We start from the raw sequence: 23,874 nt of genomic DNA on the forward strand, positions 1-23,874 counted from the left end.
GGTGGCCCTGCGGGGCTGCCGCGCCGTTTGCTTGCCTTATGCCGTGTGAGCGGCTATTATACCCACCGTCGTCTCAAGACCGGGGCGTCCGAGCAGTTCGGGTCCGATATCCTGCTCGTTAAACCTAAAACCAAAGGAGTACATAATGATCAAGAAGGTCATGGAGGACTACAAGGTCCTGCTGCGGAGCATTCCCGCGGCAACGGTTTCGCTGTTTTTCGTGAGCGTCATCATGATGAACCTGCTGGCCAACAAAGAGCTTATCAGCCTGCCGTATCTGGCACTCGATTGCGGCTTTGTGGTGAGCTGGGTTTCGTTTTTGTGCCAGGACATGATCTGCAAGCGCTTTGGCGCCAAGGCATCCATCAAAATCTCTATCCTCGCGCTGCTGGTCAACCTGGCCGTGAGCCTGTGCTTTTGGGCATGCTCGCTCACGCCCGGTATGTGGGGCGCCTACTACGACACCGGCATGATCGAGGTCAACACCGCCCTTAACGCCACCATCGGCGGCACCTGGTACGTGGTGCTGGGCTCTTCGCTGGCAATGCTCGTTTCTGCCGTGGTTAACTCCACGCTCAACCAGTCGCTCGGCCGCATGCTCAAAAAGAATAACTTTGCGAGCTTCGCCTTCCGCTCCTATGTGTCCACGGGTGTTGGCCAGTTTATCGACAATCTGGTCTTTGCTATTGTGGTGAGCCACACGTTCTTCGGCTGGACCTGGGTGCAAGTCCTCATGTGCTCGCTGACGGGCGCTGTTGCCGAGCTGCTGTGCGAGGTCTTCCTGAGCCCCGTGGGCTACAAGGTCGTGCGCGGCTGGGAGCGCGAGAATGTGGGTTCCGAGTACCTCGAGCGCCACGCAACCGCCTAAGGAGCAAGTATGCGGGTTTTGATCACGGGCGCTTCGGGCGGTATCGGAGCCGCATGCGTGCAGCGCTTTTTGGACGAGGGCCACGAGGTTGTGGGCTTTGATCTGCTGCCGGCGGCGGTCGAACACGAGCGCTACCGCCATCTGATCGTTGATGTCCGCGAGCCGGGCTCGTTTCCAGGCGACCTTGAACCCCAGGTAATCGTGAACGTTGCCGGTACGCAGGATTCGGCCGATGACATCGCCGCCAACCTGTATGGCACCATCAACGTGACCGAGCGCTACGCCTTTGCGGGGGAGGGGCTTGCCGCCAAGCCGGCGCCCGCTATCAAATCCGTGGTCAATGTGGGGTCGGCGAGCGGGCATACGGGATCGGAGTTTCCTGCCTATGCTGCCAGCAAGGGCGGCGTTATCGCCTACACCAAGAACCTTGCAAACCGCCTGGCGCCGCAGGCCATCGCCAACAGTGTGGACCCGGGCGGCGTTATCACGCCGCTCAACCGTTGCGTGATGGAAGACGAGCGCCTGTGGAATCAGATTATGGAGCTCACGCCGCTTAAACGCTGGGCCACCGCCCAAGAGATCGCCGAGTGGATCTACTTTGTGGGCGTGACCAACCGGTTTATGACCGGACAGAGTCTGTTGATCGATGGCGGCGAGGCCGGCCGCACGCAATTTATTTGGCCCGAATAGGAAACGCGCCCGATGGAAAGCCGTCGGGCGCGTTTTTGATGTATCGATTTTTAGCCGAGGCAAGTCCAGTTGACGGGGGTCGAGCCGTGCTGTTCGAGTAGCCGATTGGCTGCCGAGAAGGGACGCGACCCCATAAAGGCGGGGAGTTCTGCCGTGGCACGATTGGCCGAAAGCGGCGAGGGGTGCGTGGAGGCCAGACAGAACTTGTCGGTTGCCTTGCCCGCGTCAGTTGCGACGAGCTTGCCCTCGACCATCTGCTGGGCAAAGCGGCCCCATGCCAAAAAGACAACCGGTTGAGGCAGCTGGCAGCAGCGTTCGATAACGTAGTCGGTGAGCGTGCTCCAGCCCAGCTTGGCGTGCGAGTTCGCGGCATGCTCGCGCACGGTGAGCGTAGTGTTGAGAAGCAGGACGCCCTGTTGTGCCCATGGCGTTAAATCTCCTGTGGCGGGAATGGGACAACCCAGATCGGCATTGAGTTCCTTGTAGATGTTGCGCAGGCTCGGCGGCAACTTGGTTTGCGTCGCGGGGACCGAGAACGACAGCCCCATGGCCTGGTTGGGTCCGTGATAGGGGTCTTGACCCAAGATGACAACCTTGACCTGGTCGGCCGGCGTGTAGGCGAGGGCATTGAGGATGTCGTCTTGTGCCGGGTAGATAGTCTGCTCGGCACGCAAAAGGGCGATGCGCTCGAGCAGCTGGTTCGTAGTGTCACGTACCGGCTGCGGTGCATCGCCCAACCAAGTTGCTATGTTGCGGTCGCGGGTCGCGGCGTCCATGGGGCTCCTTTACGTCAGATGCTCTGTTGGCATCTATTGTAAAGGCGCACCGGTTGCCTTTATGCCGCGGCTGTATGAAGAGTGGGGTCTACGAGGCTTGCTCGGGTGCTCCTGCCATGCGAGCCTGTCCATGTGCGCGGAGGCGCGGAAGCTCGACGGTTGCCACCATGACGCCGGTGAGGATGAGGGCGGCGCCAAAGAAGGCGATGGGGCTCAGGACCTCGCCGACCAGGAAGAACGAGAAGACGGCGGAGCAGACTGGCTCGAGCGAGAAGGCGAAGCCGGTGGTCTCGGCGGGCACGTGGGGCTGCACGAGCGTCTGGGTGATAAAACCGTAGGCAGAGCAGATGAGCGCGAGGGCAACGACGACCACGATCTCGCTGGGCGTACTGGGAAGTGTGAAACCGCCAAAGACGCATGCGGCAATGCCCGAGAACAGGCCGCCAAAGCTCAACTGCCAAACGCCCAGGGACAGCGGGTCGACATCTTCGACAAAGCGCTTGGCTACGATAATGTGGCCGGCATAGATAAAAGCGGAGAGCAGCATGATGAGCGCGCCCGGATTCAGGCTGGTGAAGTCGGTGCCCGAGAGCAGCAACATGCCGCAGGTGACGATGGCGGTGCCGATGAGCACTTTGCGCTCGGGGGCGCGGCGCAGCAGGGCGGCGTTGGCAAACGGCACGATCACGACCGTCAGGCTCTGCAAAAAGCCGGCAGTGGAGGCAGAGGTGAGGCTGGAGCCCAGGCACATGCAGGTGAGCTCGGTTGCCATGATGGCGCCGATGATGGCGGCGCGAACCATAAGGTCGCGGTTGATGCGGAACGCGCGCTTGTGGAAGAGCAGCAGGCAGACCACAAAGGCGATGATGCAGCGTAGCGCGACGATGCTCGTGGCGTTCATGCTGTCCATGCCGATCTTCATGAGAGGGTACGAAAAGCCCCATGCGACGGGAACGGAAAATGAGAGCGCGATTGCTTTTTTGCGATCCATGGGACTCCTTTTGTTACAGAACGGTTTCGTACAAAGGATTCTGCTCCCAGATGTGGATGTAGTAAAGCGAATGTATCTTCAGTATGATTAAGAAATGCTAAAGTAGGCGCGAAAAGCGCTGACAAAACGTTTTACGGCTGCATTGATGTGGAGGCACGATGACATCGCGGTATCAGATTGTTTGTATGGTGGTCGATCGCGGCAGTCTTAAGGGCGCGGCGGACGAGCTGGGCTATACGCAAAGTGCGGTGAGCCAGGCCGTCAAAGCGCTCGAGCGCGAGCTGGGTACCACGCTTATCGAGCGCGGAAAGCAGGGCGTTACGCTTACGCGCGACGGTAAACAATATCTGCCGTACCTGCGCCAGATCGTGACTGCCGAGGCCGAGCTCGAGGGCAAGCGCCAGGAGCTGCTGGGGCTTTCGTCGACCGATATTCGCATTGCGACGTTTACCAACGTGAGTCGAACCGTGTTGCCGCGCGTGATCCGCGACTTTGGGGCCCTGCATCCGGGCGTGCACTTTACCCTCAAGCAGGGCGATTACACGCGCAACGCCCAGTGGGTGCACGATGGCGTGGTTGACTTTTGCTTTACGGCACGCGGGTTTACCGCTGGTCTCGAGAAGCGCGTGGTCTATCACGACGAGTTGGTAGCATTATTGCCGGCCGCGCATCCACTGACGGCAAAGGAAAAGGTGACACTCGCCGACCTGGCGTCCGAGCCGTTTGTGCTGCTGGATGAGGGCGAACAGAGCCTGGTGCTCGATGCATTTGCTGCGCATGGCCTGTCGCCGTATGTGACGAGTGAGGTGACCGACGACTACACCATCATGGCGATGGTGGAGGAGGGCCTAGGCGTGAGCATGCTATATCGCCGTACCGTTGAGGGCATGCGAGCCGATATTCGCGTGCGGCCCATCGTGCACGCCCCCTCGCGCGACGTAGTGGCAGCCTGGCGCAGTTGGGACACCATGCCTATCGCCACGAGGCGCTTTATCGACTACATGAGCTCACATATTGTCAATTAATGACTGGCGTGGCGTTGAGTGCGGTGTTTAGCGGGCTGTCGCTTTGGCTTGGGTGGCGCGATAGGTGCGTGCCGGGTGGCAGAGCAATACCGCTACGACCATAAAGAACGCCGTGGTGCCCAGGCTGATGGGGTAGACCATCATGATGTTCGCAAAGGTGCGGAAGTGCGGGAACACGCAGAACACCCAGTAGAAGCGGATGCCGCAGACGCAGATCATGGTGATGAGGGCGGGCGTGAGCGAGATACCAAAGCCGCGCAGGTAGCCCGACATGTTTTCGTAGAACATGCTAAAGGCGTACGCCGGGAAGATTGAACATACGCGGATATAGCCGATCGAGACGATGTTGGGATCGCTGTTGAACAGCGACAAGATCTCGCGCCCCAGGCCAACAATAACGATAATCGTGGTGAGCGCGACGATACCGCCTTCGACTAGGCAGACCTTGAGCGTCTTGGTGCAACGGTCGATCTGGCGGGCACCGTGGTTTTGTCCCACAAAGGTGGTGCAAGCCTGACTAAAGCTGTTGAGCAGGTTGTAGCACACGTACTCCAGGCTCATGGCGGCGCTCGATGCCGCCATGACCTCGGTGCCCAGGCTGTTGATGGCGGACTGGATGATGATGTTGGCGACGGCAAAGACAGCGCTTTGGATGCCGGCGGGCAGGCCGATCTTAACGATGCGCTTGAGGGCGACGGGGTCGATAGCCAGGTCGCGCGGGGTGACGCGGACGACGGAGTCGGTCTTGAGCAGGCGAATAAAGAGCGTAGCGGCGCTGACGGTGTAGGCGATGGCGGTGGCGATGGCGACGCCCGCGACGCCCCAGTGGAGTACGGGGACAAAGATGAGGTCCAGGCCAATGTTGAGGACGGTGGACACGGCAAGCGCCTGCAGCGGCATGCGGGTGATGCCGACGGAGCGGAAAATCGCGGCCTCAAAGTTGTAGAGCAAAATCGAGGGCATGCTGAGCAAAAAGACACGTAGGTAGAGTGAAGCGAGCGGCATGGTCTCGGCGGGAACGTTGAGCGCGGCGAGCATGGGCTCGGCAAAGACCTCGCCCAGGGCGATGACGACAAAGCCCACGAGCGCCATTAAAATCGAGGTATGGACGGCGCGTTTGACCATGTTCTGATCGTTGCGGCCGATGGCGTTGGCGATGACCACGTTGGAGCCAAGCGACATGCCAATAAACAGGTTGAGCATAAGACTGGTAAGCGGAACATTGGAGCCGACCGCTGCCATGGCGAGGGTTCCCTGGTCGCCCGAGAAGTTACCGATGATGACCGTGGCGATGAGGTTCGACAGCTGCTCCAAGATGCTCGTGGCGGCCACGGGGAAGGCGAACAGGGGGATATTGCGCCACAGCGAGCCGGTGGTCATGTCAATGTGCTTAGATACGGTGTCAGCCATATGCTCTCAATCTCTAATATGCTCTTTCGTGCTTATTTGCGCAGATGATGATACTCCTAATGCAACCAGTCGGCACGTAGGGACGTTCCTTTTCTGCCGGCAGCTGGGGACACTCCTTATCTCTTCTAACTAGTCATTCAAGAACGTCCCCAATGACTAGGCGGGGAAGGCGTGCGACAATGGTGGGCGTTGTGTTGTTCGCGCTAAGGAGTTGCCATGTTGTTGTGTCCCGTTTGCCATGAGCCGTTGGTGGACGACGAGCGTGGTGCTGCATGTGCGGGCGGACACCGGTTTGACCGAGCTCGCGAGGGCTATCTATATCTACTACGTTCGTCCAAGAGCGGCGACTCCATGGGCGATCCCAAGTCGCAGGCACGCAGCCGTCGTGACTTTCTGAACCGTGGATACTATGCGCCGTTGCGCGATGCGATGGTTGAGCTGGTGCGCAAGCAGGTGTCTGGGCGCGCCGCGTCTACGAACGGCCCCATGACGTTGCTCGATATTTGCTGTGGCGAGGGCTACTACACCAGCGCCATGGGCGCGGTGCCGGGCGTGGATGCTTACGGTTTCGACTTGGGCAAAGAGATGGTTCGCCTGGCCGCCAAGCGCGGCGATGCAGCCTATTTCGTAGCCAACATGAAGGATATCCCCGTGGCCGATGGCGCCTTCGATATGGTGACCGAGCTCTTTGCTCCCTTTAACGAGCGCGAATTTGCCCGCGTGCTGGCGCCAGAGGGCTCGCTCTACACCGTGGTGCCGGGCGCCCGTCATCTCTTTGGGCTTAAGGAGGTGCTCTACGACACGCCGTACCTTAACGATGAGAAGCTGCCGAAGACCACCGAGCTCGAGTTAGTCGGAATGCAGCGGGTGTCTGCGAATATTACGCTTCAGACCCAGGCCGACATCGAGGCAGTGTTCCAGATGACGCCGTACTACTACCGTACGCGCCCTTCCGACAAAGAACGCCTGGCAAATTTGGACACCCTTCAAACCGACATCGACTTCATCATCGCCGAGTACCGCCACTAACCTACCAAAAAGGGACAGATTTATTTTGGCAGGTTTTATCTGGGAAAACGTAAAGGGTCGACCGCGGAGATGCGCGATCGGCCCTTTTTAGTTGCTTGGCTGAAACAGAGGTTATGAGAAGCGGGCGCTTACAGGCGGTCCTTGTTCTCGGCCTTAACGGCGTGTGCCTGCTGAACAAAGAACAGGTCGTACACCACGATGACAAAGGCGCCAAAGTTGATGGCGTCGCCGCCAAACGCGGGAAGCGTGAGCACCGCTTGGGCAAGCGTGGCGACCGCGGCAACAATACCGAGCTTAAACGCGCCGTCCACCTGCGAAGGCTTGTTGGCGCCCTTGATACCGGCGACGCCTGCGGCAAGGTCGACGAGACCCTTGGCGATAAGCACGACCGCTGCGAGCGTGGCGTACGAACCGTACGTGGAATCGAGACCGCCCGTGGCGATACCGACGCCGGCGGTGACGAGGCTGGCGATGCCCAAAACAAAGTAGATGAGAGCAAGGATTTTGAGAGTCTTGCGAGTGAAGCTCATGGCTGGTCCTTTCGATACGAGTACGCCAACTTGGCGCACCCAATGTACTGCACATATGGTGAAGCACATTGTAGTTCAACGCGGCGATGCATGCGTTTGAAAGCGTCTCTTGCCCGCACGGTCCAACCTTTCAAAAAAGAAAGCTGGGCGTAAGTCAAATCGATGGCAGCGTATGCGCGGCGCTGCGATGATGGGGCCATGGTAAGAGCTGGACCGAAGGAGAAGCCATGATGTACGGAGCAGGGCAAGTGCGTGAGCCGCGGTCGTTGGGAAGGCGCATGAGTGATTCCGTGATCGCTGCCGTGTGCACGGGATTGATGGCGGTGCTTTGCATTGGGATGCTGTGGACCATGTCGCATGTGGGACAATAGCGGACGGTTGGGTGCTGGCATAAACGGCGCTCACGTATTCGTTTTGCTTGTTAAGGAGTGTCCATGGGCGTCTTCGATCCCTTTTCTGCTGCTCGGGCCGCGGGGCTTGAGCTGACCGGGAAGCCCGAGGGCCTCACGCTTACCGACGGCACGATGGAGCTGCGCGCCGATTTCGGCCGCATGCTTCCGCGGCTCAAGCAGGGCCGTCTGCAGCAAGAGCTGTTGGTAAAGGCTGCGCGCGCAAAAGGCATCGAGTGTCCATGGGCGATTGATGCCACGGCAGGCTTTGGCGAGGATTCGCTGCTGTTGGCGGCCGCGGGCTTTACCGTCGATCTGTATGAACAGGATTGCGTGATCGCGGCGCTCCTCAAGGATGCCCTGGATCGCGCGGCAGATGATCCGGCGCTTGTGGCTGCCGTGTCGCGCATGCGCTTACATGCGGGCGAGGACAGCATTGCCGGCCTTCGCCATACGGCTGAGCTGATCGGGCGGGGCGAGCTTGCCGCCCCCGACGTGGTGTATCTGGACCCCATGTTTCCCGAGCGCACCAAGAGCGCGGCGGTGAAAAAGAAGTTCCAACTTTTGCATCATCTGGAACAGCCGTGTGCCGATGAGGAGACGCTGGTCGAAGCTGCGCTTGCGGTGCACCCGCGCAAGGTCGTTATCAAGCGGCCGGTGAAGGGGCCACTGCTTGCCGGCGTTAAGCCGAGCTATCAGCTTGCGGGCAAGGCCGTTCGCTACGATGTTTTGGTGCCGCCGCGCCCGTAGCTTGCGTGCGATGGTTGGCGCTCCGTCAGTGCCGTGCCGATGCGGGGCCTATTTCCAAGGGTGCGATGTCAGGTGCCAGCCACCGCAGTATTCGCATCTGTAGCAGGCCAGCCCGCGGCGTCCGCGGTTTTCGCAGTCAGCCATAACTGCCTCGGCCTCGGCGCGCGTGTCGTAACGGTTTTTGCGCTCACACGATTTGTAGCGCCAAGCCTCATCGCGCTCGGCGTCCAAGGCGTCGCGACGCTCGTCCTCGCGCGCAAACAGGTCGCTCATATCGCCGCCGGTGGCAGCGCCCAAAAACTCGCTTTTGGCCTTTGACCAGGCGGCTCGCTTTTTGCTTCCCATCTGCTTCGCGCCCCTCTTCAAACGCTGGTATCATTGCTCAATCAAAGTGATACCAATAAACGTGAGGCCGCCGCGTGATGATCAGAAAAACCCTCGATACCGACATTCCCGCCGTCATGGCTATCTACGACGCTGCCCGCGCCTTTATGCGCGCGCATGGCAACGCCACGCAATGGCCCGAGGGCACGCCTTCTGCCGAGCAGCTGGCTGCCGATATCGCCGCCGGTGGCAGCTATGTGTGCGAAGTCGACGGTCGCGTGGTAGCGACGTTTGCCTTTTTACCGGGCCCGGACGGGTGCTATGACGTAATTGAGGATGGTCAATGGCGCAGTGACACTCCGTACGCCGTGCTGCACCGTGTGGCGTCCGATGGCGCCGTACACGGTATCGCGGCTGCGATGTTTGCCTTTGCCAAAGAGCGTGCCGATCACCTGCGTATCGACACGCATCAGGACAACCTGCCCATGCAGGGAGCCATTGCCAAGGCCGGGTTTAAGCGCGCCGGTATCGTATATGTGTCGGACGGTACGCCGCGCGTCGCGTTTGATTGGCTGCGCGAGGCATAAGAGTGGGAACGCGTGTCAACAATTCACTCGAACGAAAATGGCCCCAGACGGGGCTATTTTCGATTACTGAGCTGTTTTGAAAGCCGGCTTTCGCAAGGCGCGAACCTACGAAAATCGCCGCGCGGCAACGCAGGGCGATGAGCTCGGTCGGGGGATAGGGCCCGCTTCGCCCGCCGGCCCGTAAATTGTATCATCCAGTGTGGAGCGTGAACGCCCGTTGCCGCGTGCGATGGGCTTGCAATAAGAGGAGAGCCATGTCGAAGCAAGCGGTCGTTGGAATCTTGGCGCACGTCGATGCCGGCAAGACCACGTTGGCCGAGGTCATGCTGTTCAACGCGGGTCGCATTCGCAAGCGCGGCCGCGTGGACGATGGCGATTCGCATCTGGACACGAACGCGATCGAGCGCGAGCGTGGCATCACGATTTTTTCGTCGCAGGCCGTGCTCGACCACGGTGATACCCACGTCATGCTCGTGGATGCGCCCGGCCACGTCGATTTTTCGGCCGAGGCGGAGCGCACGCTGCGCGCGCTTGACTATGCGATTTTGGTTGTGGGTGCCAACGACGGCGTGCAGGGACACACCGAAACCCTGTGGCGCCTGCTTGCACGTTATGACATCCCGACATTCATCTTCATCAACAAAATCGATTTGGAGAATCCCGGCCGCGATGTTTTGCTGGCACAGCTTGGGCAGCGTCTTTCCGAAGGCTGCCTGGATGCCAACGAACTGCTGGCGGGCGGCTCCGTTCAGGAGGACGCTGCTGCGTTGGACGAGGCGGCGCTCGAGGAGTTTCTTGAGGCGGATGAGCTTTCCGCCGCGACGCTGTCGCGCATGGTTGCCGAGCGCAAGCTCTTTCCTTGCTTTGCCGGATCGGCGCTCAAGGACCAAGGCGTGGACGAACTGCTGGATGGCATATGCGCGCTGATGCGCGAACAGGCATGGCACCCGGAGTTTGCCGCGCGCGTCTATCGTGTCAGCCGCGGGGATCGCGGTGAGCGCTTGGCATGGGTTAAAGTGACCGGCGGCACGCTGCATGCCAAGCAGATGATTGGCGGACGTTCCGGTGCCGAGGCATGGGAGCAGAAGGTCGATCAGGTACGCATCTATAACGGCGAGAAGTATGAGCTTGCCCAAGAAGTTGCTGCTGGCGGTATTTGTGCCGTGACGGGCCTTGCGCACGTTCGCCCGGGGGACGCCCTGGGCGCGGAGCCCGCGGGCGATGCACCTGTCATTGCGCCGGTTCTCACCTATACGGTGCTGCCGAACGAGCACGATGTCCATACGGTGTTCCAAGCGCTGGCCGAGCTTGCCGACGAGGATCCCATGCTCGGCGTAAGCTGGAATACGCATCTTGAACAAATACATCTGCAGCTCATGGGAGCGGTGCAGCTCGAGGTCGTGCAGCGCGTTCTTGCCGATCGTTTTGGCCTTGCGGTCGAGTTTGAGCCCGGCGGCATTCTCTATAAGGAGACTATTTCGCAGCCGGTCGAGGGCGTGGGCCACTTTGAGCCGCTGCGCCACTATGCCGAGGTACATCTGCGCCTGGAGCCGTTGCCAGCGGGTTCGGGCGTGCAGTTTGGCACCGTGACCTCGACCGACGAGCTCGATCTTAACTGGCAACGTCTGGCGCTCACCAACGCCATGGAGCGCGATCACCTGGGCGTGCTGACCGGCTCGCCCATCGCCGATGTGCGCATTACACTCACGGGCGGCCGTGCGCATGCCAAACACACCGAGGGCGGCGACTTTCGCCAGGCCACGTACCGCGCGATTCGCCAGGGTTTGATGCAGGCGCGTGACGCCGGCGCGGCGGTGCTGTTGGAGCCGTGGTATCGCTTTGAGCTCGAGGTGCCGGGGGAGTGCGTGGGCCGGGCACTCTCGGATGCCACGCGCATGGGTGCCGAGTACGAGCCGCCGACGATGGCGGGAGACCGGGCGAAGCTTGTGGGTCGCGTGCCGGCATCTGAGGTGCAGGATTACGCGCTGGAGGTGGCCGCCTATACGAGTGGTCGTGGGCATCTGTACCTAGAGTTCGCCGGCTATGCGGCTTGCCATGATGCCGAGCGCGTCATCGAGACGGCCGCCTATGAGCCCGAGGCCGATCTGCCCAACACGCCCGATTCGGTCTTTTGCTCCCACGGCGCCGGTTACACGGTCAAATGGTACGACGTCCCCGAGGCAGCCCACGTAAAGGTCGATCCCTCCACCTTCCGCCCCTGGCGAGCAGCAGACGCAGAGTTCTTCTGCCATAGGTGATAGAAGGGCGGCCTCTTTGTCACCTGCTGTTGGTATAACTCGGTATAAGTTGGTATAACTATAGGCAGCGTTTGCCAATCCGAGGAGGCCGACATGAATCCAAATCCCTTTAAGCCAACGGCAGGCAAGCGGCCTCCGATGCTCATTGGTCGCGAGTCGGTCATCGAAGATTTCGAGGAAGGGCTCGATAACGGCGCCGGAGCGCCGGGCAGGCTCATGCTCATTACGGGAAACCGCGGCTGCGGCAAGACAGTTCTCCTGCGGGAGCTGCAACGTCTGGCCAGCGAGCGCGGATGGGCGGTTGTCTCCGATTCCGCTTCGCTTGGCTTATGCGACCGCTTGGCCGACGCGCTTCGCTCGAATAGGCCCGTTGTGACGTCAATGGAATTCGGTTCGTCGTTTGGCCGGATGTCGGCCGAGGCGGCGCGAGCAAAGGGCGAAACGTTGCGAGGGCTGGTCAACGAGCGCCTCAAGAAGCTCGGTCCAGGCAAGGGCATACTGTTTGCGATTGACGAGGCGCAATCTGCGTCTATCGAGGAACTGGCGGCTCTTGCCGTTCTCTATCAGCAGGTGCTCGGAGATCAAGATGCCACGGGCTTGCCCGATAGCGACCAGCGCGGTCTTGCGCTGGCGTTCGCCGGCTTGCCCAGTATGGTTGATGACTTGCTCGAAGAGCCGAGCGTGACGTTTTTGCGGCGTGCCCAGCAGCGTACGTTGGGGGCGATATCTTTGCCCAAGGTGCGCGATTCGTATATCCAGACGGTCAAAGACGCTGGTCTTTACGTTGACGCGGAGACGGCGGACCTTGCGGCGCGCAAGAGCATGGGGCATCCCTACATGGTTCAGCTGGTGGGATATTACATGTGGCGGTCTGCTGTCCGGCGTGGCTCGCAGGTCATCGAAAGGCGCGATGTCGAGGATGGCCATGCGGATGCCGTCTCCGAGTTCTACGAAGCGGTTGACGCGCCCCTGTATTACGGGCTGCGCAGTCCACAGCGCCTTTTTATCGAGGCTATGGCGGTTGACGAGAACAAACCGACGCGCATGGCGGATATCATTGAGCGTTGTGATCGTACCCAGAGCTGGGCGAGTAAATATCGCGCAAGCCTGATTCGCGAGCGCGTCATCGAGGCTGCCGGATACGGCCTCGTCCGGTTTACCGTGCCCATGCTGGGCGCGTACGTTCGCGATCGAGTTTTATGGCATGAGTAGGGTGATAAAGGTGACGGAACAGAAGATGAGCCCGCAGGCTATCGAGGTGCGTGGCGCGCGCGTCCATAACCTCAAGGACATCGATATCGACATTCCGCTGGGAAAGCTCGTGGGCATTGCCGGCGTGTCGGGTTCGGGCAAGAGCTCGCTGGCGCTGGGGGTTCTTTATGCCGAGGGCTCGCGCCGCTACTTGGAGGCGCTCAGCACCTATACCCGCCGTCGCCTGACGCAGGCCGAGCACGCCCAAGTGGACGAGGTGCTGCACGTGCCGGCGGCGCTCGCATTGCATCAGCGCCCCAGCGTGCCGGGCGTGCGCTCGACCTTTGGTACCATGACCGAGCTCAACAATAGTCTGCGTCTGCTCTTTAGCCGTTGCGCCCATCATGTGTGCCCGCGCTGCGGGGCGCGTGTGGAGCCGAGCCTTAACGTTGCCGCAGGCCTGTCGCTCACGTGTCCGACATGCGGCCGCGAGTTCTACGCGCCGAGTGCCGAGGACCTTGCCTTTAACAGTGGCGGTGCGTGTCCCACCTGCGGCGGCACCGGTGTCATGCGCGAGGTGGACGAGGCGAGCTTGGTACCCGACGAGTCAAAGACTATCAACGAGGGCGCGGTGCTTCCTTGGGGCACGCTCATGTGGGATCTGATGAAGCAGGTGGCCGGCGAGATGGGCGTGCGCACCGACGTGCCGTTTAACCAGCTCACGCCTCAAGAGCGCGACATCGTGTTTCATGGTCCGGCGGTTAAGAAGCACATCCTCTACGTGCCCAAAAACGGCGAGGGCGCTACGCCACTCGACTTTACCTATTACAACGCCGTCTATACCGTCGAGAATGCGCTCGCCAAGGTCAAGGACGATAAGGGCTTAAAACGCGTTGCGCGCTTTTTGCGCGAGGGCCCATGCCGCGATTGCGGCGGCACGCGTCTCTCCGAGGCTGCGCGCCAGCCCCAGGTGCGCGGTATCAATCTGGCGCAGGCAGCGGCTATGACGCTGGGCGAGGCGATTGAGTGGGTGCGCGGGGTGCCCGCATTCTTGCCGCCCGAGATGCGGCCCATGGCGACGGATATCTGCGATTCGTTTTTGAGCGCGGCCCGTCGTCTGGTCGACTTGGGTCTCGATTACCTTTCACTCGACCGCGCCGGCGCCACGCTTTCCACGGGTGAGCGCCAACGCGTGCAGCTTGCTCGCGTGGTGCGTAACCGATCGACAGGCGTGCTTTATGTGCTGGACGAGCCTTCGATCGGCTTGCATCCTGCCAATGTCGACGGCCTGGTAGGCGTGATGCGAGATCTGGTGGATGACGGTAACACCGTGGTTGTTGTCGACCACGATACGCGCGTACTGGCGGATGCCGACTATCTGGTCGAGATGGGTCCCGTTGCCGGAGCAGGCGGCGGCAATGTGATCGCCGCTGGTACGGTAGACGAGGTCGAGCAATCGCAGGGCAGTCGCATCGCGCCGTTTTTGCGCTCAGAGTCCAAGCGCTTGCGTCCGCAGGTGACTGATGAGGAAATGTTCGACCAGGGCCATATCCGCATGGCGACCGATGCCATCCATACCGTCAAGCCGCTCGAAGTCGATATCCCGCGCGGTCGCTTGGTTGCGGTTACGGGTGTTTCGGGTTCGGGCAAGACGACGTTGGTGCTCGAGACGCTCATCCCGGCACTCAAGGCGCAGGCAGCTGGCGAGCGCCTGCCGGGGCACGTGCGTTGGGTCGATGCCGAGGGTATTGCCCGCGCAAACCTGATTGACGCTACGCCCATCGGCGCCAACGTGCGCTCGACGGTAGCGACTTATGCCGACATCCATGATGAGCTGCGCCGCGCCTTTGCCCGTACGCCCGAGGCCAAGGCAGCCGGCTACAAGGCGGGCGCCTTTAGCTACAACACCGGCGCCTTGCGCTGCCCTACGTGTGACGGCACGGGCTCGATATCGCTCGACGTGCAGTTTTTGCCCGACGTCGAGATCATCTGCCCAGCATGCCGTGGTTCGCGCTACGCCGAGGCCGCCTCGCATATCCATCGCGAGGGTAAGGACGGGAGCTTGCTGACGTTGCCGCAGCTCATGGACATGAGTGTGGACGAGGCTATCGACGCTACGGTGGGGCTCAAGAAAGTTCAGGCGCGCTTGCAGACCTTGCACGACCTGGGCCTGGGTTATCTCACGCTTGGCGAGCCCACACCGGCGCTTTCGGGCGGTGAGGCACAGCGTCTAAAGCTTGCGAGCGAGATGGGCCGCGTGCAGGATGATGCTGTATTCGTGTTCGACGAACCCACGATCGGCCTGCATCCGCTCGATGTTCAGGTGTTGCTGAGTGTGTTCGACGGCCTCGTTGCCAAGGGCGCCACAGTCGTCGTGATCGAGCACGACCTCGACCTTATCCGTAACGCCGATTATGTGATCGACATGGGTCCGGGCGGCGGCGATGCGGGCGGGCAAATCGTCTGCGCCGGCACGCCGGGCGACATCGCGGCCTGCGCCGCAAGCATCACCGGCCGCTATCTATAGACAATGAGGCAAAGGGACAGCCTCTTTGCCTCATTGATGCCTATTTCACGCATTGAGCCGCGAGATAGTCGCGGAAGAATGGCAATTCAAATGCGACGAGCCCTCGTCCTCGTTCTCCAATGATGCCGGCATCTATCATGCGGCGTCGGTAGCGGGAGACCTGCTGCGGCGAACGCTTAAGGCGCCCGACAAGGTCGGCGGTGGTGGACTCTTCCTCGTCATCGAGCATGGCGATGAGGAATCGCTTGTCCTCTGCAGTGAGTTCCCGATAGGTTGCCGCGAGGATTCGGTCGTCCATCTCGTCGCGCGCGATTTTGATTCCCAGGTCAAAGTCGCGTGACGAGATTTCCTTCGAATCGCTTGTGAGATCCCAGGCACGGTAGCCTACGAGTTGCAATAGGAAGGGAAAACCAGAGATCGAGCGAACGGCTCTATCGATTCCCTCGGCATCTGCTAGGCGATCGTTTTCCTGGATTGTGCGAATCAAGGCCTCGCGTACGTCATAGTCGGCAATGCGACCCAGATGATATTGTTGGGCGCGGCGAAGGAACGAGACCGTCTTGTGGTTCAGCAACGTCGAGACGTTGTTGGGAAGTCCCGCCATGAGCAGGGCGACGCGTTTCCCATCGGTCACAAAGTGCTGATACGTCGCTGCGAGCTGAATCATCTCGTCGAGTGTCGGGTCCACCTCGTCAACCGTGACGAGCAGACCGGTGCCCGCCTCGTTGAGCTGGTCGATGATGTCGCTCATGCGATAACGCCAGGTTGAGGCATCGTGGACACGATTGACCTCGATGCTGCCGAGCGGTGCAATTCCGAGGCCGGTGACTTCGAAGTGGTTGGACGGGTCGATGAGATGGGCTGCGGCGCGTTTCGCCCCGAACTCGAGTTCCTCAAGCATTCCCGGGAGCGCGGTCGTCTTTACGGCTATCCAGCCGTGGGATTCCGCCCTTGTCGCGAGCGACGACATGAGAGCGGTTTTACCGGTTCCACGCGCGCCTGAGAAGATCGAGGTCAATTCTGGGCGCCTGCGCTGGCTCAAGAAGGCACGGTCCAAATCCCGAATAATCTGTTGTCTGCCAGCGAGATGGGCGGGAACCTCACCAAAACTGGGGGTAAACGGGTTCTCGAGATATTCCACAAGGCTCTCCTTTCACACCGCCGTTTAACTTCATTTTACTTTAGTTAATTCTGATTAAAAGTGAGGCTCTTTATCTAGAGCATCAATTAGGCGTGTGCGCCATCGGCGCGGCGCTTGAATGTGACAAAGGGACAGTTCCTTTGTCACATTCCCGGAAAGCCTGTTTGGCGCAGGGCTTCGTAGAGGACGATGGCGGCGCTGTTGGAGAGGTTGAGTGCGCTGATGCGGTAGTCGTCCGGATTGACGAAGTTGCCGCAGATGTCCTGCCGAAGGATGGCTTCGTGGCCGTCCTCGGTATGCCCGAGCGATTCCTCGTGGGCTTCCCAGGCCTCGGCGTTATCGAGCGAGTCGCAATCGCGCAGCATAGGGATGCGCTCGCAGCGCTCGGGCGCCGCGGCGAGCAGCGGCTCGGGAATGCCCGAGCTCTCGCTGCCAAAGACCAAGTAGTCGCCGTCGCGGTAGGTGCTCTGCGCATAGGTGCGGCGTGCCTTTTTGGTCAGCAGATGCAGGCGTTCGTCGGCAGGGGAGAGGCCATTGCGCGCAAGGAAATCCTCCCAGCTGGCATAGGTGGTCACGTCCAAGTTTTGCCAGTAGCCCAGGCCGGCGCGACGTGCCGTTTTGTCGTCGAGCGAGAAGCCCAGCGGCTCCACCAGATGCAGGCGGGCGCCGGTAACCACGCAGGTGCGGCCGATATTGCCCGTATTGGCCGGAATCTCGGGCGCATACAGCACAATGTTGAACATGAATCTCCTTGGCTCAGAACGAAAAACCACCACGAAGGGGACAGGCACCTTCGTGGTGGTTTGGCGGTTACGTAGCGGAAAAATGTCCGCTTGGATAAACCTAGGCGCGGTGCCAGTCGGTCAGGCAGGCATCGAGGGAGGCGATGAGCGCATCCTTGTCCATGTGACGGCCGATGATGCACAGGCTCGTCATGCGGTCGCCCGTCTCGTCGTCCCAAATCTGCATGATCTCGGGGTTCTCGTCGATGATCTTCTGCTTCTCGCCCTCGGGCGCCGAGTCGACAAACAGGCCGTTCTCCATCAGGCGCATCTGGTGGCCGGCCTGCTCGAACATGTAGCACATGTCCGGATCGCCGGTCTGCCACAGCGGGCCCTTGACGCGAATGACCTCGTCGGGCCACTCCTGCTCAACAAAATCGGTGAACTTTTGCAGGTCAAACGGCTTGCGGCGCGAGTACACAAAGGTCTCGATGTCGTACTCGAGCACCTCGGGGTCGTCGTGCTCCTCGGGATGCTCCATGGCCTCGATCCAGGCGGCGGAGTTGTAGGCGCGCATAAAGTCGAAGCGGTCGGTGTCGAGCAGCTCCTCCATGGGGACCTCGCCGTTTTGGGCCTCGACGATCACGGCGTCTTTCTGCAGGCTGCGCACGATGGCCTTAAGCTCGGCGATCTGCTCAGGGCTCACGGTATCGGTCTTGTTGAGGATCAGCGTGGAGCAGAACTCGATCTGCTGGATGAGCAGACTCTCGATGTCGTCCTCGTCGATATCCTCTGCCAGCAGGTCGCGACCGCCGTTGAACTCGTCGTACATGCGGGCGCAGTCGACCACGGCCACGATGTTGTCGAGCGCGAGCTTGGGCTCGCCTCCCACCTTGGCCTCGTCGCAGAAGCTCGAGATGGTGTAGGCGATGGGGATGGGCTCGCAAATGCCCGAGGCCTCGATGATGATGTAATCGAAGTTGCCCGAATCGGCGATGCCCTGCAGCTGGTTGGCCAGGTCGTCCGAAAGCGTGCAGCAGATGCAGCCGTTGGTGAGCGGGATGAGGTCATCGGTCTCGGAAAGGCCGCCGTCGGCGATAAGGCTGGCGTCGACGTTGATCTCGCCGATATCGTTGACGATCACGGCGGCGCGGATGCCGCCGTCGTTAGCGAGGATGTGGTTGAGCAGCGTGGTCTTGCCGGCACCGAGGTATCCGGTAAGCATGATGATCTTCACGGGTTTGTTGGGCATGTGCCCTCCTTTGTTAGACATGGCTTACAGTTGAATCTTATGCCAAACGCCTGCTCTTATACCCACGCGCCGGCAAATAACACAAGCTACTCCCAGGCTCCCCATACATCGGGGCAATAACCGACGGTGGCCTTTTTGCCGTTGCGCACGATGGGCTCGGCTAGAACCTGCTGGTTCTCGAGCAGCTTGTCGAAGCGCTGACTGGGGGTGAGATGCTGAATGAGCGCGAGCGTCTCCTCGTCCTTGGCTTTGGGGTTGAGCAGCTTGTCGATACCGCCGACCGCCTGCATCACGCTCGTGAGCTCGCCCTTGCTCATCTCCTTTTCCTTAAGGTCGATAAACTGCACCTTAATGCGGCGCTCTTTAAAATAACGCTGTGCCTTCTTGGTATCGAAGGACTTCTTGGTGCCGAAGATTTGCACGTTCATAGTATGTTCCGCCGTTCTACCTGATGAAGTTGGTCGTTGCTCGATCTGCCTCGGGTGCGTTGATACCGGCGGCCTGTCCGGCCTCGATGCAACGTAGAAGCCAAGCCATGTTCTTACCGATGTTTCGCATGGTGGCAAGGCCCTCGGCATCCCCATCGGCGTCGCCGGGCACGCGGCCAAACACGTTGTTCCAGTAGGTGGAAGCAACTACGGGCATCTGCTTAATGGTGAAGTACTTGTTGAGCACATCGAAGGTGGTCGACGTGCCGCCGCGACGGGCGACGGCGACCGCGGCGCCGGGTTTGTGCTCAAAGGCATGCCCGCCGGCATAGAATGCGCGGTCGAGAGCCGAGAGGATGCGTCCGCTGGGATGCGCATAGTAGACGGGCGAGCCAAAGACAAAGCCGTCTGCCTGCTCGGCGGCAGCGATGAGCTCGTTCACCACGTCATCGTCAAAGGTGCAGCGACCGCCAAGCTTGCCGCACTGACCGCAGCCGATGCAGTCGCGAATGGGCTTGGCGCCCAGCTGAAACACCTCGGTATCAATGCCTTCCGCATTGAGTTGCTCGGCGATCTCGGCGAGTGCGCGGGCGGTGTTGCCGTTTGCCTTGGGGCTGCCATTGACCAAAAGAACCTTCATCATAAACTCCCTCTGCTTTTGGTGACTTCTGCTGAGAATTATCTCACGTTGCGTGCGATGACGTCGGCATGGTGCGGGCGATGTTTATCCCGTAACGTTCTTAAGGGCGTTCATGCCTAAGGCCATCTAGGGGCATTGCGGTACGGCATGGGGAATGCATTGGGAAACGTTTGATAAATGCTTATAAACACGTTTTTGACGGCATACGTTGACAGATATACTTGTTGAGTTCAAAAGCATGGGAACGGAGATGGTTGCATGACACAGCCGGAGACATCACACACGGTGGGGCTCGCGCTCGAGGGAGGCGGCTACCGCGGTATGTATACGGCGGGCGTGCTCGACGTATGGATGGAGCACGGCTTAACTTGCGACCATATGGTGGGTGTCTCGGCGGGCGCGGCGTTTGGCTACAACTTTAAATCGCGCCAGATCGGCCGCGCCATTCGCTATAACAAGGCCTATTGTGCCGACAAGCGCTATGCGGGCGTAGCAAGCTGGCTGCGGACCGGCGATATGTTCAATGCCGATTTTGCCTATCACGAGGTGCCTATCGAGCGCGATCCCATCGACTTGGAGGCGTACCGCGCCTGCCCCATGCGATTTACGTGCGTGTGTACCGATATCGAGACGGGCAAGGCCGTCTATCACGACCTGCCGTATGGCGATGAGCGCGATATCGAGTGGATCCGAGCGTCGTCTGCTATTCCTGTGGCGACGCGTCCCGTTGCTATTGACGGGCATAAGTATCTGGATGGTGGCGTGGCTGACTCTATTCCCAGCGCATGGCTGTTTGCGCAGGGGTATGACCGTAACATCGTGGTGCTGACGCAGCCGGCGGGCTTTGTGAAGCAGCCCAACAGCGTGATGCCCATGCTGCGGCGCGTGTTCCGTCACTACCCGGAGTTTGTCGCAGCGCTTGAGCATCGGCATGAGGTCTACAATGCCACGCTCGATGACCTGGCACGTCGCGAGGCTGCCGGCGAAATCTTTGTGGTGCGGCCAAGCGAATCGGTGAAGGTGCCGTCGCTGTGCCGCGAACCGGATGAGCTCGAGCGCATCTACCAAGTCGGCCGTCGCGATGCGGGGGCAACCTTGCCCGCGCTGGAAGCGTATCTGGCGGGATAAGGGCCGCATATGGAAAGCGCATCCCGGAATGGAGGTCCAAACTGGGATGCGCTTTCCGTTGCTGAAGATATGAGGCTGCGGAGCAGCTGCCCGGCATGCGTTTACGCCTGCTGCCAGGTGTCGACGAGCTCCTTTGCCGCGGCGTAGGGGTCGTCGGCGCTGCAGACGGCGCTTACCACAAAGAAGCCGTCGACGCCGGTGGCCTTGAGCTGCGGCAGGTCGGCCTTTTTGACGCCGCCGCCCACCACGATGGGCACAGGGCTGGCTACATGGAGCGCAGCCAGGTCCTCAAAACTCTTGGTGATGATGGAGCCGTCTGCCGCGCGTCCACAGTCGCGCTTGGTCTCGGTCTCATGGAGCGGGCCGATGCCTAGGTAGTCGACTAGGCTCATGTCGGCGGTCTTGACGTACTCGAGCATTTCCTCGCAACGGGCCGAAAGGCCCACGATGGCATCTGGCCCCAGAAGTTTGCGGCAGACTTCGACGGGAATATCGCTCTGACCCACGTGCACGCCGTCGACAGCGATACCCTGTTCGCGTGCGGCGAGTACGCAGTCCAGACGGTCGTCGATAAGCAGGGCGACCTTGCCGGTCTTGCCGGCGCGAGCGATAGCCTGCGCGGCATCGCCCGTCAGCGCGATGATCTCGCGGGCACTTGCCACCTTGGAGCGCACCTGGATGCAGGTAAAGCCGGCGTCGAGTGCCTGGGCCACCACATCGCCCACGGGACGCCCGAGCGTGTTTTCGGGGCCGAGTACCAGATAGGCCGAGATATCAAGGTTGTCGCGGATGCTCATCGTGCTTCCTCCTGCTTTTTGATCTGTGCTTCCATGCGCTCGAGCTTGCCGGTCATGGTGTCGGTAAATCCGGGCCGAATATCGGCTTTGAGCACGACTTCGGTGCGGATGCCCTTGCTCGCCAACACAAATGTCGCGTCGCGCACGACCTGCATGACCTCGTCCCAGTCGCCCTCGATCTCGGTGAACATCGAGGTGGTGCGGTTGGGAAGGCCGCTCTCGCGAATGACGCGCACGACCTCGGCGACCTCGGCGGACAGCTCGTCGCCGGTGCCGCACGGGGCGATGGCTACGGCGACGAGTGTGTTCATGCCGGTATTGGTTGCGGGTTCGGACATGGCCTATGCCTCCTCGAGCTCGAGTTTGTTATCGGCAATATCCTGGGCGGTTGCGCGGTAGAGTTCGTCGATAAAGGCGACCTTAAAGCTTGCCGGGGCGTCGGCGACAGTGGCGGCACGCGTGCCGGCCACGTTGTAGACAGCGGTGCCGCAGACGGCGGCCGTAAACGGGTCGGCGGCACAGGCGTACACGGCTAGCACGCCGCCCTGCGAGCAGCCGCAACCGGTGATCTTGGACATGAGCGGGCTGCCGCCGTGGGACTTGGCCACGGTCGTGCCGTCGGTAATCAGGTCGACTTCGCCCGAGACCACAACGGCGCCGCCGGTGTAGCGGGCGAGCGCCACGGCGGCATCGCGGGCGGCGTCGACCGTATCGGTGGTATCGACACCGCGCACGCGGCTCAGATCAGCCGCCTCGCCCTCAAGACCCCACAGGCCGGCGAGCGCGATAATCTCGGAGGCGTTGCCGCGCACGATGGCGGGCTTGTACTGCTTGAGCTCGTTTACCAGCTGGGTGCGCAGGCTACCGATACCCAGGCCCACCGGATCGAGCACCCAGGGCTTGCCGGCGTCGTGCGCCGCCTTGGCCGCGCGGGGAATCGTCTGTTCGTAGATGGGGAAGAGCGTGCCCATATTGAGGTAGATGGCGCCGCCGCCGGCAACGAGTGCCTCGCCCTCGTCGGGCAGATAGACCATGGCGGCCGATCCGCCCACGGCGAGCTGCGCGTTGGCGACAAAGTCGATCGTCACCGTGTTGGTGATGGAGCCGGCCATCGGATTGGTGGCACGAATCTCCTCCACGGCTTTGACCACATTTTGCTTAAGCTGTTCCGAATCAATCACTGCACATGCCTCCTTGGCATAGAAAAGGGGCGCTGTGCATAGACAGCGCCCCTGTAAAGGCGGCATGCTCCCTACGCCAGCATTAACTGACAGGTTCAAAGGATTGGGCCCATTGCCCTCTCAGCCTTGTGGTTTGCACCGCCGGCACTCCCGCATCGAATCTGTTGTTCCCTATACTAGCGCACCTGCCAAAAAGGGACAGGTTTATTTTGGCAGGTAACAACTGGGACTTTGCGTTTTCCCAGATGAAACCTGCCGAAATAAACCTGTCCCTTTTTGGCAGGTCGGTACAATAGATGGGATTAAGAATGACCGAGGGGACCTTATGATCAAACTTGTGCTGACCGATATGGACGATACGCTGATTCCAGCCGGGCATGACGGCGCCAGCGACTACGCCATTGAGGGTATTCATGCCATGCAGGCGGCGGGTTTGCACTTTGGGCCGGTTTCGGGTCGTCAGCCGTCCGCGATGGGCTGGATGTTCCGCAATCGCTCCGAGTGCTTCTCGACCGGTGCGTTTTGCAACGGCCAGGTGATGTTTGTCGATGGCGAAGTAGTCGCTTCGCGCGCAATCGATAACGATGTCCTTATGCGCTTAGCCGATTATTTTGAACAGGAGACCGACGATACGTATTTGAAGGTCTACCGTCTGGGTGATGACTTTTGGAATAACGATGCCTATTGCGTGACAAGCGATCCCGAGCGTGTGCGTCGCGCCATGAAGTCAGGCGGCAACGCGTGGCTCAAGGGCGAAGAGGCTCCCTGTCGTCCTGTCGTTGACGATGCCCCGGTATACAAGGCGAATATCTGGAGTGCCCGTTCGCGCGAGGAGCTCGCCGAGCTGCGCGAGCGTGTTGCCGCTGAGGTGCCGGAGCTCTCGCTCGTGTTTCCCAACAACCGCGTGCGCCTGTTCGACGTTCTTCCGACCGGCTGGGACAAGGGCTGCGCTGCGCTGGAGCTGGCGCGTGCTTTGGGCCTGATGCCCGACGAGGTGGCCGTATTCGGCGATTCCGATAACGATTTGCCCATGATCGATGCCGTTCCCAACTCCGTTGCAGTCGCCAATGCCAACGAGGCCGTCACGGCTGCCGCACGCTGGCATATCGGCGCTGCGGCAGATGATGCGGTTGCCGGGGCTCTGCATCAGATTGCCGCCTGCGCCGCGACGGGGGAGATGCCGTCGTTTATGAGCCAAATGGACACGGCGGGTTTCGACGTCACAAACGTCTAGGGAGAC

24 protein-coding genes and 1 riboswitch are annotated in these 23,874 nt (G+C 60.7%); of the genes, 11 read left to right on the forward strand and 13 right to left on the reverse strand.

What is annotated here, in order from left to right; all coding sequences use genetic code 11:
• Positions 1–145 precede the first annotated feature (145 nt).
• Both NBH09_RS02325 and NBH09_RS02330 read left to right on the forward strand, forming a co-directional pair.
• Positions 146–868: a VUT family protein gene (locus NBH09_RS02325; RefSeq protein ID WP_022093974.1), complete on the forward strand. Its 723-nt coding sequence runs from the start codon at positions 146–148 to the stop codon at positions 866–868.
• Positions 869–877: 9 nt separating this feature from the next.
• Positions 878–1,558: an SDR family NAD(P)-dependent oxidoreductase gene (locus NBH09_RS02330; RefSeq protein WP_250786956.1), complete on the forward strand. Its 681-nt coding sequence runs from the start codon at positions 878–880 to the stop codon at positions 1,556–1,558.
• A gap of 50 nt (positions 1,559–1,608) precedes the next feature.
• Here the strand turns inward: NBH09_RS02330 and NBH09_RS02335 are convergent, their stop codons facing one another.
• Both NBH09_RS02335 and NBH09_RS02340 read right to left on the reverse strand, forming a co-directional pair.
• Positions 1,609–2,334: a uracil-DNA glycosylase gene (locus tag NBH09_RS02335; protein WP_250786957.1), complete on the reverse strand. Its 726-nt coding sequence runs from the start codon at positions 2,332–2,334 to the stop codon at positions 1,609–1,611.
• Between the two features lie 88 nt (positions 2,335–2,422).
• Positions 2,423–3,325: a DMT family transporter gene (locus NBH09_RS02340; RefSeq protein ID WP_250786958.1), complete on the reverse strand. Its 903-nt coding sequence runs from the start codon at positions 3,323–3,325 to the stop codon at positions 2,423–2,425.
• A gap of 158 nt (positions 3,326–3,483) precedes the next feature.
• On the opposite strand from NBH09_RS02340, the gene NBH09_RS02345 reads away from it, so the two are divergent.
• Entirely contained in the window at positions 3,484–4,350 is an 867-nt protein-coding gene (locus NBH09_RS02345; RefSeq protein WP_250786959.1) for a LysR family transcriptional regulator, read from the forward strand.
• 27 nt (positions 4,351–4,377) lie between these two features.
• On the opposite strand, the gene NBH09_RS02350 is transcribed toward NBH09_RS02345, so the two are convergent.
• Positions 4,378–5,760, reverse strand: a complete 1,383-nt coding sequence (locus tag NBH09_RS02350) for an MATE family efflux transporter (RefSeq protein WP_217107643.1) — start codon at positions 5,758–5,760, stop codon at positions 4,378–4,380.
• A gap of 216 nt (positions 5,761–5,976) precedes the next feature.
• Here NBH09_RS02350 and NBH09_RS02355 point away from each other — a divergent pair, with 216 nt between their 5' ends.
• Complete coding sequence (locus NBH09_RS02355; protein WP_250786960.1) at positions 5,977–6,789, forward strand: putative RNA methyltransferase; 813 nt, start codon at positions 5,977–5,979, stop codon at positions 6,787–6,789.
• 128 nt (positions 6,790–6,917) lie between these two features.
• Here the strand turns inward: NBH09_RS02355 and NBH09_RS02360 are convergent, their stop codons facing one another.
• A complete protein-coding gene (locus tag NBH09_RS02360) occupies positions 6,918–7,319 on the reverse strand; it encodes a hypothetical protein (protein ID WP_055286664.1) in 402 nt (133 codons plus the stop codon).
• A 434-nt stretch (positions 7,320–7,753) separates the two neighbouring features.
• Between NBH09_RS02360 and NBH09_RS02365 the strand changes: the two genes are divergently transcribed.
• Complete coding sequence (locus NBH09_RS02365; RefSeq protein ID WP_161115297.1) at positions 7,754–8,458, forward strand: class I SAM-dependent methyltransferase; 705 nt, start codon at positions 7,754–7,756, stop codon at positions 8,456–8,458.
• A gap of 48 nt (positions 8,459–8,506) precedes the next feature.
• On the opposite strand, the gene NBH09_RS02370 is transcribed toward NBH09_RS02365, so the two are convergent.
• Complete coding sequence (locus NBH09_RS02370) at positions 8,507–8,803, reverse strand: hypothetical protein (protein ID WP_117746156.1); 297 nt, start codon at positions 8,801–8,803, stop codon at positions 8,507–8,509.
• A gap of 77 nt (positions 8,804–8,880) precedes the next feature.
• Here NBH09_RS02370 and NBH09_RS02375 point away from each other — a divergent pair, with 77 nt between their 5' ends.
• The 4 genes from NBH09_RS02375 to NBH09_RS02390 all read left to right on the forward strand — a co-directional run bounded on the left by NBH09_RS02375 (position 8,881) and on the right by NBH09_RS02390 (position 15,345).
• Positions 8,881–9,369, forward strand: coding sequence for a GNAT family N-acetyltransferase (locus NBH09_RS02375; RefSeq protein WP_161115298.1), 489 nt, complete (start codon positions 8,881–8,883; stop codon positions 9,367–9,369).
• Between the two features lie 254 nt (positions 9,370–9,623).
• Positions 9,624–11,627 carry a GTP-binding protein gene (locus NBH09_RS02380; protein WP_250786961.1) on the forward strand — a complete coding sequence of 668 codons (2,004 nt, stop codon included), beginning with the start codon at positions 9,624–9,626 and terminating at the stop codon, positions 11,625–11,627.
• A 93-nt stretch (positions 11,628–11,720) separates the two neighbouring features.
• Positions 11,721–12,839: a DUF8462 domain-containing protein gene (locus tag NBH09_RS02385; RefSeq protein WP_250786962.1), complete on the forward strand. Its 1,119-nt coding sequence runs from the start codon at positions 11,721–11,723 to the stop codon at positions 12,837–12,839.
• Entirely contained in the window at positions 12,832–15,345 is a 2,514-nt protein-coding gene (locus NBH09_RS02390; RefSeq protein WP_502799834.1) for an excinuclease ABC subunit UvrA, read from the forward strand. Before NBH09_RS02385 ends, NBH09_RS02390 begins: the two co-directional genes overlap by 8 nt.
• Before the next feature lie 40 nt (positions 15,346–15,385).
• Here the strand turns inward: NBH09_RS02390 and NBH09_RS02395 are convergent, their stop codons facing one another.
• From NBH09_RS02395 to NBH09_RS02415, 5 genes are all read right to left on the reverse strand, one after another.
• Positions 15,386–16,486, reverse strand: a complete 1,101-nt coding sequence (locus tag NBH09_RS02395) for a DUF8462 domain-containing protein (RefSeq protein WP_250786964.1) — start codon at positions 16,484–16,486, stop codon at positions 15,386–15,388.
• Positions 16,487–16,629: 143 nt separating this feature from the next.
• Positions 16,630–17,229: a tRNA (cytidine(34)-2'-O)-methyltransferase gene (locus tag NBH09_RS02400; RefSeq protein ID WP_138111829.1), complete on the reverse strand. Its 600-nt coding sequence runs from the start codon at positions 17,227–17,229 to the stop codon at positions 16,630–16,632.
• A gap of 100 nt (positions 17,230–17,329) precedes the next feature.
• Positions 17,330–18,460, reverse strand: a complete 1,131-nt coding sequence (locus tag NBH09_RS02405; RefSeq protein WP_035137003.1) for a GTP-binding protein — start codon at positions 18,458–18,460, stop codon at positions 17,330–17,332.
• Between the two features lie 86 nt (positions 18,461–18,546).
• Positions 18,547–18,888, reverse strand: coding sequence for an arsenate reductase family protein (locus NBH09_RS02410; protein WP_055252194.1), 342 nt, complete (start codon positions 18,886–18,888; stop codon positions 18,547–18,549).
• 16 nt (positions 18,889–18,904) lie between these two features.
• A complete protein-coding gene (locus NBH09_RS02415; protein WP_138111835.1) occupies positions 18,905–19,528 on the reverse strand; it encodes a flavodoxin family protein in 624 nt (207 codons plus the stop codon).
• Between the two features lie 258 nt (positions 19,529–19,786).
• On the opposite strand from NBH09_RS02415, the gene NBH09_RS02420 reads away from it, so the two are divergent.
• Positions 19,787–20,656 carry a patatin-like phospholipase family protein gene (locus NBH09_RS02420; RefSeq protein ID WP_250786965.1) on the forward strand — a complete coding sequence of 290 codons (870 nt, stop codon included), beginning with the start codon at positions 19,787–19,789 and terminating at the stop codon, positions 20,654–20,656.
• A gap of 101 nt (positions 20,657–20,757) precedes the next feature.
• Here NBH09_RS02420 and NBH09_RS02425 read toward each other — a convergent pair whose 3' ends face one another.
• From NBH09_RS02425 to thiM, 3 genes are read right to left on the reverse strand one after another with little or no spacing between them, the layout of a single operon-like run.
• Positions 20,758–21,453, reverse strand: a complete 696-nt coding sequence (locus tag NBH09_RS02425) for a thiamine phosphate synthase (RefSeq protein ID WP_250786966.1) — start codon at positions 21,451–21,453, stop codon at positions 20,758–20,760.
• A complete protein-coding gene (locus tag NBH09_RS02430; RefSeq protein WP_022093950.1) occupies positions 21,450–21,791 on the reverse strand; it encodes a thiamine-binding protein in 342 nt (113 codons plus the stop codon). Before NBH09_RS02430 ends, NBH09_RS02425 begins: the two co-directional genes overlap by 4 nt.
• Before the next feature lie 3 nt (positions 21,792–21,794).
• The gene (gene thiM / locus NBH09_RS02435) at positions 21,795–22,634 is read right to left on the reverse strand and encodes a hydroxyethylthiazole kinase (RefSeq protein WP_250786967.1); all 840 of its coding nucleotides are present in this window, start codon (positions 22,632–22,634) and stop codon (positions 21,795–21,797) included.
• Between the two features lie 51 nt (positions 22,635–22,685).
• A riboswitch (TPP riboswitch) is annotated at positions 22,686–22,796 on the reverse strand.
• A gap of 163 nt (positions 22,797–22,959) precedes the next feature.
• Between thiM and NBH09_RS02440 the strand changes: the two genes are divergently transcribed.
• Positions 22,960–23,868 (forward strand): HAD-IIB family hydrolase, encoded by a 909-nt coding sequence (locus NBH09_RS02440; protein ID WP_250786968.1) that lies wholly within the window; start codon positions 22,960–22,962, stop codon positions 23,866–23,868.
• Positions 23,869–23,874: the final 6 nt, after the last annotated feature.

The sequence above is a fragment of the Collinsella sp. BG-O-102 genome, from assembly GCF_023656745.1.
Classification (GTDB): domain Bacteria; phylum Actinomycetota; class Coriobacteriia; order Coriobacteriales; family Coriobacteriaceae; genus Collinsella.

Bases quoted from the DNA above. Each gene is read 5' to 3' on its own strand.
- NBH09_RS02330 (WP_250786956.1), top strand. From the start codon at position 878: ATGCGGGTTTTGATCACGGGCGCTTCGGGCGGTATCGGAGCCGCATGC.
- NBH09_RS02410 (WP_055252194.1), bottom strand. From the start codon at position 18,888: ATGAACGTGCAAATCTTCGGCACCAAGAAGTCCTTCGATACCAAGAAG.
- NBH09_RS02425 (WP_250786966.1), bottom strand. From the start codon at position 21,453: ATGAGCATCCGCGACAACCTTGATATCTCGGCCTATCTGGTACTCGGC.
- NBH09_RS02335 (WP_250786957.1), bottom strand. From the start codon at position 2,334: ATGGACGCCGCGACCCGCGACCGCAACATAGCAACTTGGTTGGGCGAT.
- NBH09_RS02440 (WP_250786968.1), top strand. From the start codon at position 22,960: ATGATCAAACTTGTGCTGACCGATATGGACGATACGCTGATTCCAGCC.
- NBH09_RS02325 (WP_022093974.1), top strand. From the start codon at position 146: ATGATCAAGAAGGTCATGGAGGACTACAAGGTCCTGCTGCGGAGCATT.
- NBH09_RS02380 (WP_250786961.1), top strand. From the start codon at position 9,624: ATGTCGAAGCAAGCGGTCGTTGGAATCTTGGCGCACGTCGATGCCGGC.
- NBH09_RS02350 (WP_217107643.1), bottom strand. From the start codon at position 5,760: ATGGCTGACACCGTATCTAAGCACATTGACATGACCACCGGCTCGCTG.
- NBH09_RS02405 (WP_035137003.1), bottom strand. From the start codon at position 18,460: ATGCCCAACAAACCCGTGAAGATCATCATGCTTACCGGATACCTCGGT.
- NBH09_RS02420 (WP_250786965.1), top strand. From the start codon at position 19,787: ATGACACAGCCGGAGACATCACACACGGTGGGGCTCGCGCTCGAGGGA.
- NBH09_RS02360 (WP_055286664.1), bottom strand. From the start codon at position 7,319: ATGAGCTTCACTCGCAAGACTCTCAAAATCCTTGCTCTCATCTACTTT.
- NBH09_RS02430 (WP_022093950.1), bottom strand. From the start codon at position 21,791: ATGTCCGAACCCGCAACCAATACCGGCATGAACACACTCGTCGCCGTA.
- NBH09_RS02385 (WP_250786962.1), top strand. From the start codon at position 11,721: ATGAATCCAAATCCCTTTAAGCCAACGGCAGGCAAGCGGCCTCCGATG.
- NBH09_RS02340 (WP_250786958.1), bottom strand. From the start codon at position 3,325: ATGGATCGCAAAAAAGCAATCGCGCTCTCATTTTCCGTTCCCGTCGCA.
- NBH09_RS02355 (WP_250786960.1), top strand. From the start codon at position 5,977: ATGTTGTTGTGTCCCGTTTGCCATGAGCCGTTGGTGGACGACGAGCGT.
- NBH09_RS02345 (WP_250786959.1), top strand. From the start codon at position 3,484: ATGACATCGCGGTATCAGATTGTTTGTATGGTGGTCGATCGCGGCAGT.
- NBH09_RS02370 (WP_117746156.1), bottom strand. From the start codon at position 8,803: ATGGGAAGCAAAAAGCGAGCCGCCTGGTCAAAGGCCAAAAGCGAGTTT.
- NBH09_RS02365 (WP_161115297.1), top strand. From the start codon at position 7,754: ATGGGCGTCTTCGATCCCTTTTCTGCTGCTCGGGCCGCGGGGCTTGAG.
- NBH09_RS02390 (WP_502799834.1), top strand. From the start codon at position 12,832: ATGAGTAGGGTGATAAAGGTGACGGAACAGAAGATGAGCCCGCAGGCT.
- NBH09_RS02375 (WP_161115298.1), top strand. From the start codon at position 8,881: ATGATCAGAAAAACCCTCGATACCGACATTCCCGCCGTCATGGCTATC.
- NBH09_RS02415 (WP_138111835.1), bottom strand. From the start codon at position 19,528: ATGAAGGTTCTTTTGGTCAATGGCAGCCCCAAGGCAAACGGCAACACC.
- NBH09_RS02400 (WP_138111829.1), bottom strand. From the start codon at position 17,229: ATGTTCAACATTGTGCTGTATGCGCCCGAGATTCCGGCCAATACGGGC.